Raw genomic sequence first — 13,196 nt, 5'->3', positions numbered from 1 at the left:
CTGATAAAGACGATTATTGGGGGTGTGGTGGAACATGAAGAAGATTATTAGATTACTGATACTGAGTGCTGTGAGTCTGCACACGCTGTCGTCTTGGGCAACTGAATGTAGAGTAAATAGTGGCGCTTCATTTGGTGTACATGGAGCAGCCTATACGACGATAGCCGTCATACCTATTCCCAGTTTGGGGCAAGTATACACTTATGGTGATCTTAAGCTAGAGTGCAGGTTTGAGGGGTCTGGTAATACAAGTCGTCGTGATTTCATTAAGACTAGATATGATTCTTTATCTTTACCTTTTGGGGGGAACTTTACAGGAGGGTTGGTGTTGGCCAGCGGCATAAAAGATATGCCCATTCCTGCAGATTTAATTTTAGCGACGCTACCCGATGCTAACGGTGGTCCATGGACTAAAGTCGACTTAACACCATATATAACCGCAGTTAATAGTCCTCAGTCACTGAATGTTTCGTCTGGCGGCACTATTGCAGAATTACGCCTTTATCAGAGCAATGATTATAACGGTAGTCGTAGTGATCTTAATATAAAACTAGTAGCCCAAAATAGCGTGACGTTTTGGCCCAACACCTGCACCATCAATGGCGGTGGTTCTCTGGATGTTGATTTTGGTAATGTGGTTGACTCTAAAATATCCACCGATCCGACGGCCCCCGGTAGCTACTCTGTAACCAAAAATCTTACCTATAGCTGCTCGGATAAAACGGTGACACAGGGCATTGGTATTACCCTGCAGGCACCACGGACTGCATCGTTCGATAACCGTTTAATCGGTACCAGCAACTCTGGCCTGGGTGTCTCCCTGGTCAAGGGCAGCAGTGTTGTCGGCGTGAACGGCAGGTACACCGCCCAGATGGTGAATGGTGAAGGTACTGATGCAATCACCTTCAATCTGGTGAGAAAGCCATTAGCGTTGCCCGCGACAGGCAGTTTTGCAGGTACGGCAGTCCTGCAAATCGGACTGCCCTGATTGATTACAGGTCTTTGTGAGCGTAAGCGGCTCATATAGACCGTCTGTCGGTATCCCTCCGGTTCCGGGAAAATAATGTCCATCATCTATATAATGGACATTATCGCTATGAAATATCGGACCCAGCTCTTCGACGCACTGCGCTTACATTTTGATGAACACCTGTCCAGACTCGACGTTGGTCGGCGGCTTGGGATCCCCAAAAGCACCATCTGCGATCTCTTTGTTCGCTTCAAAAAGCTGGGAATTAGCTGGCCGCTGCCTGACAGCATGACTCCCGATAAACTTGAATCGCTGCTCTATCCTGCTCTATCCTGCTCGTATCGCGGCAGACATAATCGAGATACCTGATATCCCGGAGCCAGCTTTGGTGGAAGAGCGGCTCTGTCGCGTTAAGGCGGCGTCAGGTAATATGCTGTTTTTTTGTAATGTTGCCTATTAATGTCTCTGATCAGAAATGCCTTTAAACGCTTGCATTATCCCATCGATATCATCGCGCAATGTGTGCGTTGGTATCTGGCTTATGCCCTTAGCTTGCGCAATCTCGAGGAAATGATGGCTGAACGCGGCATTGCTGTTGACCATTCCACACTGCATCGCTGGGTTATCCGTCTGGTGCCGTTGTTGGACAAGGCATTCCGCCGGCATAAACGTTCGGTGGGTCGTCGATGGCGAATGGATGAAACTTACATCAAAATGAACGGGCAGTGGAAGTATCTGTACCGGGCTGTTGACACATCAGGCCAGACAATCGACTTTCTGCTCACTGCCAAACGTGATGCCGCCGCCGCATTGCGCTTCTTCCGCAAGGCCATACGTCATCATGGCGAATCTGAGGGGGTCACTATCGATAAAAGTGGGGCCAACACAGCGGCTTTGGCCACGCTCAACGCCGACAAACCCGATGAGGAAACGATTACAGTGAGGCAAAGTAAGTACCTAAACAATCTGGTTGAGCAAGATCACCGCAATATCAAACGCCGGATAAGACCGATGCTGGGATTCAAATCGTTTCGACGGGCACAGGGGCTTTTGGCGGGCATCGAATTGATCCACATGATACGCAAAGGACAATATCAGCATCCGGAAGTGAGGTATTGTCACCTGCGGAACAATTTTATCTGTTGGCTGCCTAAATAATCGGCAACACCCACTTTGGCTGGCCTGTGGCCGTTAATGCGACAGAGCCGGTTACCCCAGTCGCGGGGACAACCTGAAAGAAAACCAGAATGCGATTCTGCCTCAGCATCAAGACGCTGTGCCACCTGGCATAAATGATTCCTCACCGTTGAGGCATTCAGGCTATCCCCCATCGGCAGAACATCCTTCAGCAGACGGGTCGTCATTTCATACGAGATCATTGAGGCCCTGCGGGTTTCTATATATTTCAGGGCAGGATGAGTGTGATCGCCCGCCCAGTCACTGAGAAGGCTGACGGTCTTTGTTGTACTTTCTTCACAGCGGCATCGGTACACCCGGAGCCCCGATACGGGAATAATGCCAAACAGTGTCCGGTACTGCATTTTCTGCTGCCCTTTGATTCTGCGCGCTGCAAGGCAGTGAGGACACGGGATATGCTGGTGAGTGTATTCGTCCGCCTGCTGCTGAACCATTGACTGCTGGACGGTGTTCAGCAAGCTCTTCGACTCTGAAAGCGATAATCCGATATCATTTTGGGCATATCCTGACTTCTGTAATGTCATCAGTTCTTCTGTTCGACTCACGCCTGACTCATCGGTTATAACTATCTGGAGCGTCAATTTCATCGTTGCCTCCTGCGGTGGTGGGAATATCTCCTGGGTACTGGTTTTTCATATGGTTGCGAAGTTTATAATATATTGAAATGCCAAGGCTTACGTGGTCGCAGGCGATCCTGAGTCTGACACCTCTGGTCCTGGGCGCGCCAGTTTCCTGAATTAGAGAAGGATACCTTTATAGATATCCGTCAGCGGCGGCGACCCAACCAGATCACTTCAGGTTCCAGTGCTGGCGCCGCCAGGTCGAGTTTGCTCAATTGCTTGTTGATTTTATTGCGATTGAACCGAACAGCATCCAGGTCGTCAACAAAGATCCGGATTTCTCCGACCGTTGTTGCATCATCCGCATTAACGATGGCCTCCAGAAAAGCCAGCGTCTTATCCGCTTCATCCGCAGCCGTTGCTCCGGACATGCCATGGCCGCTCATACAAAATGGTGTTTTCAGCGTCGAATTTTCGTGAATGGTCTCGACACGAATGTCGTGAAGCCAGTGCTCAAAGAAATTGTATTCATAGGTAAAACGATCGCCAACATCAAAAGCAAAATCATCAATCACAACCCGAAACGGGTTATCCGGAAAACCAACGCCCCCTTCGTAGGAGATACCGTAATCTTTGCCATGAATATGAAACTGATGAAGGTGATCATCGCTCCAGCCCTGCACGATCTGGATTATGTAGTGAAGCGCGGCCAATGACGTATCAGCAGCGATTCTTAGCCGACGCCAACCATGGGACTTACGCCACGAACAGTAATTTTGATGACGTAGATCTTCATAGCCAGATAGCAGGTATTGTTATGAAATAATGTTGGATATTCTAGCCCCAGCAGACAATACATTCGGTGACTGCCCCACACTTTTTCATGCTCTCCAAGATTGCATCGCAACGGCTCGTTGCGATCTAAGCCACAGTGGAGTGTCTAGCTATGTCAAAAGCTTTGTCTAGCAGGATGGGGGAGGATCCTTCTTGATCCTTTCTAAATTAACTGGTCTGAGATCAGGGGGCAATAAAGCCAAATAGTAGTACTTTGTCAAACTAGCCAGGCTCATCGGAGAGCTTCTATCCACTCGTAACTGACCTGGAAAATACTTATTAGTTGTGCTGTTCTTTTATATGCATTAACATTTTTTATGTATACATACAAAATTTTTTTATTTAACGGAAACATATTCACGCCATAAATAAGGAAGCCGGATGGCAAGCTTGAGCAAGGAAGCCAGTGGGCTTCGCTTTACGCTGAGTGTGGGCAGTCTGGAACCAGAAACTTTCGTGGTATCAGGCTTTACGTTGCATGAACAGTTCTCTACGCCATTTATCCTTGAACTTGAGGCTGCCAGTGCCAATCCCAGCATCGAGTTCGCTGCTATTTTGGATAGAACCGCCACGCTGACTATCTGGCGCGATACCGAGGTACAGCGGATCGTCAATGGCATCGTGGTTGAAGTGGAACAGGGAGACACTGGACTCCATCAGACACATTACCGCCTGAGTATACGCCCCGCACTCTGGCGCGCGGGATTAGTCAGAAATTCACGCATCTTTCAACAGCGGAATGTTCAGGAGATCCTGGAAACGTTATTGAAAGAACATCATATCAGTCACTATGCTTTTGCTTTGCGTGATACCCATGCCAGGCGTGAATTCTGCGTCCAGTACCAGGAAAGTGACGCAGAATTTCTCGATCGCCTTGCCGCTGAGGAAGGGATTTTCTATTTCTTTGAGCATAAAGATCAGCAACACACGTTGGTCTTTGCCGATGATTGCGCCGCACTGGATACCGGGCCAACACTCCCTTACCATCCAGCCAAAAGGGCAGATTCGGACGAGTTGTGTATCAGTACTTTTCGTCGCAAAGAAAGTCTGCGCTCGTCTGAAGTCTTGCTGAAAGATTACACCTTCAAAAATCCAAGTTGGCAGGCAGAATCCCGTGAGTCTGCCAATGACCTTGAACACCAGGCTTTCGATTATCGCCATTATGACTATCCTGGTCGCTTCAAAGGCACTGGCCCAACAGGCGATCAATTTGCCCGCTGGCGCGTCCAGGCGTTGCGTAACGACGCGCATCAGGGAGAAGGCGCGGCCAACAGCCCGGCGCTCCAACCTGGTGTGTGGTTTAGATTGGAAAATCATCCGCTGGAAACCCATAACGCACGGTGGCAAATCACCGGGGCTACGCACACCGGCAGACAGCCGCAAGCATTGGAAGAGGCCACCGGGGAACAGGGCACCACGTTGGGATGCCAGTTTACCTTTATACCCGACAAGCAAACCTGGCGTCCCCTTTCGCTGCCAAAACCGCGCATCGATGGTGCACAGGTGGCGATCGTCACCGGAGCGGGGTCTGAGGAAATTTATTGCGATGAGTACGGCCGGGTCAAGGTGCGCTTTCCCTGGGATCTCTCTGGCAGAACGGATGATACCAGCTCCTGCTGGGTACGGGTTTCGCATCCTTGGGCGGGAGCAGGCTGGGGCATGTTAGCTATTCCGCGTGTTGGTCATGAGGTCATTGTGGAGTTTCTCAATGGTGATCCCGATCAGCCCGTGATTATTGGCCGTACCTATCATGCTAACAATCTGCCACCCGGTGACTTACCGGCGACCAAAACCCAGATGGCCCTACGCTCAAAAACCCATAAAGGCGACGGCTTCAATGAGCTGCGGTTTGAGGATCTTCGGGGCGGTGAAGAAATTTATATTCATGCGCAACAGGATATGAATACCGACGTACTGCGGGATCAGACGACTACCATCAACCGGGATATGACACTGACGGTCGATAATAACCGCACCTCGGTGATCAAAGTCGATGATGACGAGTCTATCGGCGGATATCAGACGCTCACGGTGGCGAAAGATCAAAACGTCACCCTCGAAGGCCAGCAGACCACGGTCGTGAAGAAAAGCCGCTTTCTTGACATTGCAGACAATGACTCCCTGAAGGTTGGCAAACATATCTCGATCCACTCTGCCAGCGGCCAGATTGAGATCGGCAATGCCGGGGGCCGCATTGTGATTGATCCCATGGGCCATATCCGCATTGAAGGGCTGAGTATTACGCTGGCCGAACACGCTTCCGGTGTCATGCCCACCACTCCGCTGTTTAATTACTCTGCCCGTTATACGTTGCTGCATGAACGCACGGGAGCGCCACTGATTAATACGCCCTACACCATCAAGGGGGCCAACGGTCAGGTGGTTTCAGGCAAAACCGATGCACTGGGCAGAACTCTGATGGTGCGTTCCGAAAAAGAAGACAATCTGGAACTCGGCCTACCGGAAACCCAAAAACCGGCGAAAGAAACCTATTACCAGGCCAGCGACAATGCACCGGTAGAACGTGTCATGGAATTCAAGGAGTAAGAAGATGAGCAATCCAGGCAATATTTGTCCGACAGTGACCTCGATTACCTGCACGATGGAACTCGGGAGATTTCCTGGCGATGAAGACCCCTGTTACCTGGCACAGAAAGCCGAAATTGCCATGCGCCTGCCACTACGTATTGTCACCAAAGCCGGTTTGGTGCGTTTTTTAAACCAGTTGATTATGAGCGGTCTTATCCAGAAGGAAGAGGAAAAAGAGGAATATCGCTGGCCCTATAAAGCCGAGGTCGTCTTTGCGATGGCGAAACCCGTCCCTCTGCCCATGCTGGCTACCAGTAAAAAATCAATAGAGAAATATAAAGACGATCTGCCACAATCCCGCAACCCGTTTGCTCGGCCTTCACGCGAAGATTGGATAAAACGTAATGTAAAGCGAATACGCCGCCCGGACATCATTCTGGTTAAAAAAACCGACAAGCGTTGGCCTGGACGCGAAGCCACCTATTTTGATGATAAGTTCCATGCCGATAACTTGAAGATGTTGATCGAGGTGAAGTTTCCAGGCGATACCTTATCCAAAGATCAGCGGAGAGATTATATTGCGATAGCGACAAACGCCCGTTTTGGTGTTCTGCGTATTGAGGATAACCGTACTGAGAAACAAAAGCAGTACGACAAACAATACAATGCCGCTTTCAGCCCCAGTGCAGAAAAATATGCCTTACTGCCGCCGTACCAGGGAGATCAGCCGCGTCCTGTCCCTGTTCCACCACCTGAAGGGGTGCCGGGAACCCTTCCGCAGCCATTACATAAAAATCTGCCGTTATTGAGCACGTCCCCCTGGGATTTTATGCCGTCGGTGGAAGACTGGGTGATGTTAGGTAATGAGGTTTCCAGCCTGGCAGAAGAGGGCTGGGAATATGTCAGCAAGAGCACTCGTCAGATGTTTCACCAGTTTGGTGCCTGGGTCTCCGAGAAAGGGGATTGGTTCTGCCAGCAAGTGCTCGACCCCCTCACTCAGCAAACCCACTATGTGTTCTCCTGGATGAGCAAGCAAACCGGTGAAATCATCACCTGGAGCGTTGCGCAGTGCCAGGACTTATGGCGAACCGTGCTGTTAGGGTCGGAGATAACCCTGGAGTATTTAAAACAGATCGAATGGGTACAGATATTGTCCGATATTGGCAATGGCACGGTACAACTGGTTATCCAAGCCGCAGTGACTGGGGCTGTCATTATCGTGACGCTCGCCGTGGCCGCCGCCGTGGTGGCGTTGGTTGCGATTGTCGCTGCGGCTGTCGCCGCAGGGGGAGCCGCAGCTGCCGGGCTGTTCGCCGCACTGGCGGCGGTGGGCGGCGGTACCTTGGTCGTCGCGCAATAATTTATCAGGAGTCACAATGCAACACACTGAATACACGGCATTACTGGAACAGCGGGTGCCTGAATTTACCTTTACCGACAATAACGATGTTGTTGTTAGCCGGTTGGGTCTGTCGATCACCCTGTTTTTTAAACAGGGTTACACCCTGGAAAAACGGGAGAAGATACTGGCCTGTTTTAGCCGCTTCCGTGCAGAATTCGGTACACATTTACGCTTTCACACGCATTCCTTTAAAGGAATGAAAAAATACAGTCCTGAAAATATCGCTAAGGTGGAAGACAGCATCCGCAATAAAGGCATTCATGACTACGGTGGCTGGGAAATTAGCGATGCGAAAAATATGTCTGAAGCCCCCAACTGCCTTATGGGGTATCTGGATTCGGGTGATGACGATGATAACGAAAACTCTTATCTGAGTTTGGTCTTGCCCTGGTTTTACCTTAAAGAAACACAGGGTATGGCGCGTTTTAATGACTGGCTGACTTACCTGTGCCAACAACTGGAACCCGATAGCGGGGACTGTGGGTATTGTCTGAGCATGCCATTTGATTTTGATGACTACTGTCCTCTTGAATATGAACTGGCTAAACGCTATCCCCCACTACAGGTGAATGCAAACGTCTTTGCCGACGCCATGCAGTACACGGATAGCAGTCGTGGCGTTAACTGGATCACCATTTTAGATAATCGTTATATCAAGCGGTTAGGCGGTGAGGACTGGGTACGTCAGGTGCTCTCCCATGACCCAGAGATCGGCGTTGAACATTATCCCGGCGGGCTGTTAATCCGCGCCGGACAATACCCGGACTTGACCCCGTTGACGGCAGGATTATCACCGCAATATCTGGCCGTCAACCAGTTGATCCGCCCGATACGTGTCCAGCCACAGGAAGGGCACTCCCTGCATTCTTACGGGGTCAATCAATTCGATGAACAATCGACTCTTGCCTGGTATTCCCGTTATGACCAGGGGCCATTATCACTGTCGCCATTAGAATCGGGCACTCCGGCGCTGGTGACCGGCAACTGGACGACTCCCTCATTCCCTCACACCATGCGCATTATTAAGCAAGGCGAAATGGCCCCGGCCGGAAAAGCGGGAGAGGTCATTTGGTGGGATCTGGCCAGTGAAGCGGAAGATGATGGTAATGTCCAGGCTCCACGGGCATGAGAACGGTCGTACAGGGGAAAAAGGTTATCCTGGTGGGGGATACCACTACCACCGGGGGTAAAGTGCTCAGTGGCTCCCCCTTGGCCAATCAAACTCAGGCGCTCGCCCGCAAGGGCGACCCGGTTTTCTGCCCGGTTTGTAAGGCACCAGGCGTGATCAGTGAAGGCAGCTCGCTGGCCAATATTGCAGGTGTGGAGATTGCCCTTGAAGGACACAAAGTGACCTGTGGTTGCCCTGGTGGCTGCAAGTTGGTGGCATCAGCATAGTACCGGGAAGGAGGGAGTGACCATCTCATTAAATATCCTACGCTAAGCCTGCTTTTTGGGCTCTGTCGCGTTAAGGCGGCGTCAGGTAATATGCTGTTTTTTTGTAATGTTGCCTATTAATGTCTCTGATCAGAAATGCCTTTAAACGCTTGCATTATCCCATCGATATCATCGCGCAATGTGTGCGTTGGTATCTGGCTTATGCCCTTAGCTTGCGCAATCTCGAGGAAATGATGGCTGAACGCGGCATTGCTGTTGACCATGCCACACTGCATTGCTGGGTTATCCGTCTGGTGCCGCTGTTGGACAAGGCATTCCGCCGGCATAAACGTTCGGTGGGTCGTCGATGGCGAATGGATGAAACTTACATCAAAATGAACGGGCAGTGGAAGTATCTGTACCGGGCTGTTGACACATCAGGCCAGACAATCGACTTTCTGCTCACTGCCAAACGTGATGCCGCCGCCGCATTGCGCTTCTTCCGCAAGGCCATACGTCATCACGGCGAACCCGAGGGGGTCACTATCGATAAAAGTGGGGCCAACACAGCGGCTTTGGCCACGCTCAACGCCGACAAACCCGATGAGGAAACGATTACAGTGAGGCAAAGTAAGTACCTAAACAATCTGGTTGAGCAAGATCACCGCAATATCAAACGCCGGATAAGACCGATGCTGGGATTCAAATCGTTTCGACGGGCACAGGGGCTTTTGGCGGGCATCGAATTGATCCACATGATACGCAAAGGACAATATCAGCATCCGGAAAGTGAGGTATTGTCACCTGCGGAACAATTTTATCTGTTGGCTGCCTAAATAATCGGCAACACCCACTTTGGCTGGCCTGTGCCCGTTAATGCGACAGAACCCTTCCGCCTCCGGCAAAGCTTTCCTGGATATGTTGGGCGTCTTTGCCGAGTTCGAGACACGCCTGCGCCAGGAACGCCAGCGGGAAGGCATTGCCCGGGCAAAAGCCAAGGGTGCATATAAAGGAAGAAAACCGACGGCCCAGGCGAAAACGCAGCAGGTCATTGAATTAACGATGGCCGGATTAACCCGCGAAGCAGTTGCCGAGCAATTGGGCATTGGCAAGGCCAGCGTCTACCGGATATTAAAAGCCTGGCGACTGCAACATCCTGGCGCCATCCTGCCCGGTGAGCGAGTGAAGCCTCTGCTCAGCCATAGTGAACCGGTGACCGAACGTGCTACGATAACCCCATGAAAAAAAATCCCACACCCCATGATGCGACATTCCGGCAATTCCTGACGCAGCCCGAGATTGCCCGCGACTTTATGGACATCCATCTGCCGACAGAGCTGCGGGCCATCTGCGACCTCAGCACGCTGAAACTGGAGTCAGGCTCCTTTGTCGAAGATGATCTGCGCCAGTATTTCAGCGACGTGCTCTACAGCCTGAAAACCACCGCCGGCGCTGACGGTTACGTGATGGTACTTATCGAACACCAATCGAGTCCTGATAAGCACATGGCGTTTCGCCTCATCCGATATGCCGTCGCCGCCATGCAACGCCACCTCGACGCCGGCCATAAAACGCTGCCGTTGGTCATTCCGGTACTTTTCTATACCGGCAAACGCAGCCCATATCCTTATTCGACCAACTGGCTGCAGGAATTTGATGATCCGGCGCTGGCGGAGAAACTGTATACCGGCGATTTCCCGCTTGTTGATGTAACGGTCATCCCCGACGAGGAAATCATGGGTCACCGCAGTATGGCCGCGTTGACCCTGCTGCAGAAACATATTCGCCAGCGTGACCTGGCGGAACTGACGGATAAACTGGCCACCATACTGCTGGCCGGCTATCTCTCTTCGCCACAGGTAATTTCACTGGTACACTATATTATCCAGGCCGGTGAATCGTCGGATGCCGAAGCTTTCATACGTGAACTGGCACTGCGGGTTCCGCAAAACGAGGATGAACTCATGACTATTGCACAACAGCTTGAACAAAAAGGCATCGAGAAGGGTATCCAGCTTGGTGAACAACGCGGTATAGAGAAGGGCATTGAGAAGGGCAGGCAGGAAGAGGCACTCAAAATTGCCCGCACCATGTTGCAGAACGGCCTCGACCACAACACCGTCATGAAAATGACCGGGCTGACCGCTGACGACCTGGCGCAGATCCGCCACTAATCCTTTGCGTCAACGGGCAGGGTAGCCATTGTTAGATAAAACCGAATCCGTTACCACAGAGAACACTACCTCAGCGCTCAGCCATCTGGCGTTCTGCGCCTTGGTGGCGTTGGGGCTGGCGCGCCAGGACGGCATCGCCGGCACGCCCTATGCCGAAAACCTGTTTCTGATCCGCTGGCTGGCCACCGCCCAAAAGCAAAAACGCTTCCCCAGGGGCTCTGTCGCGTTAAGGCGGCGTCAGGTAATATGCTGTTTTTTTTGTAATGTTGCCTATTAATGTCTCTGATCAGGAATGCCTTTAAACGCTTGCATTATCCCATCGATATCATCGCGCAATGTGTTCGTTGGTATCTGGCTTATGCCCTTAGCTTGCGCAATCTCGAGGAAATGATGGCTGAACGCGGCATTGCTGTTGACCATGCCACACTGCATCGCTGGGTTATCCGTCTGGTGCCGTTGTTGGACAAGGCATTCCGCCGGCATAAACGTTCGGTGGGTCGTCGATGGCGAATGGATGAAACTTACATCAAAATGAACGGGCAGTGGAAGTATCTGTACCGGGCTGTTGACACATCAGGCCAGACAATCGACTTTCTGCTCACTGCCAAACGTGATGCCGCCGCCGCATTGCGCTTCTTCCGCAAGGCCATACGTCATCACGGCGAACCCGAGGGGGTCACTATCGATAAAAGTGGGGCCAACACAGCGGCTTTGGCCACGCTCAACGCCGACAAACCCGATGAGGAAACGATTACAGTGAGGCAAAGTAAGTACCTAAACAATCTGGTTGAGCAAGATCACCGCAATATCAAACGCCGGATAAGACCGATGCTGGGATTCAAATCGTTTCGACGGGCACAGGGGCTTTTGGCGGGCATCGAATTGATCCACATGATACGCAAAGGACAATATCAGCATCCGGAAAGTGAGGTATTGTCACCTGCGGAACAATTTTATCTGTTGGCTGCCTAAATAATCGGCAACACCCACTTTGGCTGGCCTGTGCCCGTTAATGCGACAGAACCTTACGGATGGCCGACCTAAATGCAAACACACTAGCGCACTCACAATATTACATGGTTGAAAAAAATTATGCGTATACCAATTCTCGTAAAAACCCTGAGTGCTTTTGCCATCCTTGGCTGCGCTTATCCAGCACAAGCGTTCATTTGTAAAACACCTTCCATGCCAAATTGGCTGTTTCTTAACAGTGGTGGGACCATTGATCTTCTTGTGGATATTGTTCCTGGTAGTGATGGCAACTCGGTAACATACGGGCCTATCGAACTTTCTTGCAGGTATGGAGAGGATCTCCCGATTTCATCAAGGCGTTGCTCCAATAACAGTGACAACGATATGTATGTGGATCCTAATGGACTAACGATTCCTTTAGTGAATTCCGTTTCGGGTCTCACAGGGGGATTGTTGCTGAATGGTACAAAAATACCTATTCCAATACCATCGACCACCAAGATTTTAAGTGCTCCTTGTTATGCATCCGTCGGTGGCTCCGTGTCCGGGGGAGCTACAACAGGTCCGGCAGTGACCCCCAATATGACTTTCTACATCGAGAGGTCTGCGAGGCCTGTTTCGCTTCAGGTTAATAATGGGGATATTATTGGTACATTCAGAACAACGACATATAACGTCATTGGTGGAGCTTTATTAAGCCCCGCTCCCATGACTCTAAACCTTATTGCAAGAAGTTCGATAACCCTTTGGCCGAACACCTGCACCATCAATGGAGGTGCTTCTCTGGATGTTGATTTCGGTAACGTGGTTGACTCTAAAATATCCACCGTTCCGACGAACCCCGGTAGCTACTCTGTAACCAAAAATCTTTCCTATAGCTGCTCGGATAAAACGGTGACACAGGGCATTGGTATTACCCTGCAGGCACCACAGACTGCATCGTTCGATAACCGTTTAATCGGTACCAGCAACTCTGGCCTGGGTGTCTCCCTGGTCAAGGGCAGCAGTGTTGTCGGCGTGAACGGCAGGTACACCGCCCAGATGGTGAATGGTGACGGTACTGATGCAATCACCTTCAATCTGGTGAGAAACCCATCAGCGTTGCCCGCGGCAGGCGGTTTTGCAGGTACGGCAGTCCTGCAAATCGGACTGCCCTGATTAATGTCAGGCCTGAGCGAGCGGTT

General features: G+C 51.1%; 12 protein-coding genes and 3 pseudogenes. 13 read left to right on the top strand and 2 right to left on the bottom strand.

The window, feature by feature from the left end; translation table 11 throughout:
- Positions 1 to 34 precede the first annotated feature (34 nt).
- The 3 genes from KGP26_RS23880 (at position 35) to KGP26_RS23870 (ending at position 2,124) form a co-directional block, all read left to right on the top strand.
- Positions 35 to 988: a fimbrial protein gene (locus tag KGP26_RS23880; RefSeq protein ID WP_223498425.1), complete on the top strand. Its 954-nt coding sequence runs from the start codon at positions 35 to 37 to the stop codon at positions 986 to 988.
- Between the two features lie 75 nt (positions 989 to 1,063).
- Positions 1,064 to 1,339, top strand: coding sequence for a hypothetical protein (locus KGP26_RS23875; protein ID WP_223498424.1), 276 nt, complete (start codon positions 1,064 to 1,066; stop codon positions 1,337 to 1,339).
- 90 nt (positions 1,340 to 1,429) lie between these two features.
- Positions 1,430 to 2,124 (top strand): IS6 family transposase gene (locus KGP26_RS23870; protein ID WP_223498423.1). Its coding sequence is split into 2 segments (ribosomal slippage): positions 1,430 to 2,075 and positions 2,075 to 2,124, totalling 696 coding nucleotides; the frame shifts between segments, so codons are not numbered across the junction.
- A gap of 54 nt (positions 2,125 to 2,178) precedes the next feature.
- On the opposite strand, the pseudogene KGP26_RS23865 reads toward KGP26_RS23870, so the two are convergent.
- A pseudogene (locus KGP26_RS23865) lies at positions 2,179 to 2,754 on the bottom strand (ISKra4 family transposase); the annotation flags it as partial.
- Between the two features lie 179 nt (positions 2,755 to 2,933).
- Positions 2,934 to 3,523 (bottom strand): annotated as a pseudogene (locus KGP26_RS23860) (plasmid pRiA4b ORF-3 family protein).
- A 419-nt stretch (positions 3,524 to 3,942) separates the two neighbouring features.
- Here KGP26_RS23860 and KGP26_RS23855 point away from each other — a divergent pair.
- The 10 genes and pseudogenes from KGP26_RS23855 to KGP26_RS23810 all read left to right on the top strand — a co-directional run bounded on the left by KGP26_RS23855 (position 3,943) and on the right by KGP26_RS23810 (position 13,170).
- Positions 3,943 to 6,108 (top strand): type VI secretion system Vgr family protein, encoded by a 2,166-nt coding sequence (locus KGP26_RS23855; protein ID WP_223498422.1) that lies wholly within the window; start codon positions 3,943 to 3,945, stop codon positions 6,106 to 6,108.
- A gap of 4 nt (positions 6,109 to 6,112) precedes the next feature.
- Positions 6,113 to 7,450: a VRR-NUC domain-containing protein gene (locus KGP26_RS23850; protein ID WP_223498421.1), complete on the top strand. Its 1,338-nt coding sequence runs from the start codon at positions 6,113 to 6,115 to the stop codon at positions 7,448 to 7,450.
- A 16-nt stretch (positions 7,451 to 7,466) separates the two neighbouring features.
- Entirely contained in the window at positions 7,467 to 8,621 is a 1,155-nt protein-coding gene (locus tag KGP26_RS23845) for a type VI immunity family protein (protein ID WP_223498420.1), read from the top strand.
- Positions 8,618 to 8,887 (top strand): PAAR domain-containing protein, encoded by a 270-nt coding sequence (locus KGP26_RS23840; RefSeq protein ID WP_223498419.1) that lies wholly within the window; start codon positions 8,618 to 8,620, stop codon positions 8,885 to 8,887. The genes KGP26_RS23845 and KGP26_RS23840 overlap by 4 nt, the downstream gene beginning before the upstream one ends.
- Before the next feature lie 119 nt (positions 8,888 to 9,006).
- Positions 9,007 to 9,702: an IS6 family transposase gene (locus tag KGP26_RS23835; RefSeq protein ID WP_223498418.1), complete on the top strand. Its 696-nt coding sequence runs from the start codon at positions 9,007 to 9,009 to the stop codon at positions 9,700 to 9,702.
- A gap of 40 nt (positions 9,703 to 9,742) precedes the next feature.
- Entirely contained in the window at positions 9,743 to 10,108 is a 366-nt protein-coding gene (locus tag KGP26_RS23830; protein WP_371822070.1) for a helix-turn-helix domain-containing protein, read from the top strand.
- Positions 10,105 to 11,040 carry an Rpn family recombination-promoting nuclease/putative transposase gene (locus KGP26_RS23825; protein WP_223498417.1) on the top strand — a complete coding sequence of 312 codons (936 nt, stop codon included), beginning with the start codon at positions 10,105 to 10,107 and terminating at the stop codon, positions 11,038 to 11,040. The genes KGP26_RS23830 and KGP26_RS23825 overlap by 4 nt, the downstream gene beginning before the upstream one ends.
- Positions 11,041 to 11,068: 28 nt before the next feature.
- Positions 11,069 to 11,254: pseudogene (locus tag KGP26_RS23820) on the top strand (hypothetical protein); the annotation flags it as partial.
- A gap of 62 nt (positions 11,255 to 11,316) precedes the next feature.
- The gene (locus KGP26_RS23815; protein WP_223498400.1) at positions 11,317 to 12,012 is read left to right on the top strand and encodes an IS6 family transposase; all 696 of its coding nucleotides are present in this window, start codon (positions 11,317 to 11,319) and stop codon (positions 12,010 to 12,012) included.
- Positions 12,013 to 12,132: 120 nt separating this feature from the next.
- A complete protein-coding gene (locus KGP26_RS23810; RefSeq protein WP_223499793.1) occupies positions 12,133 to 13,170 on the top strand; it encodes a fimbrial protein in 1,038 nt (345 codons plus the stop codon).
- The last annotated feature ends 26 nt before the right edge of the window (positions 13,171 to 13,196 follow it).

Source organism: Serratia sp. JSRIV002 (assembly GCF_019968725.1).
GTDB classification, from domain to species: domain Bacteria; phylum Pseudomonadota; class Gammaproteobacteria; order Enterobacterales; family Enterobacteriaceae; genus Chania; species Chania fonticola_B.
The sequence above is the reverse complement of the archived record's forward strand: the minus strand, read 5'-3'. Positions and strand labels throughout refer to the sequence as shown.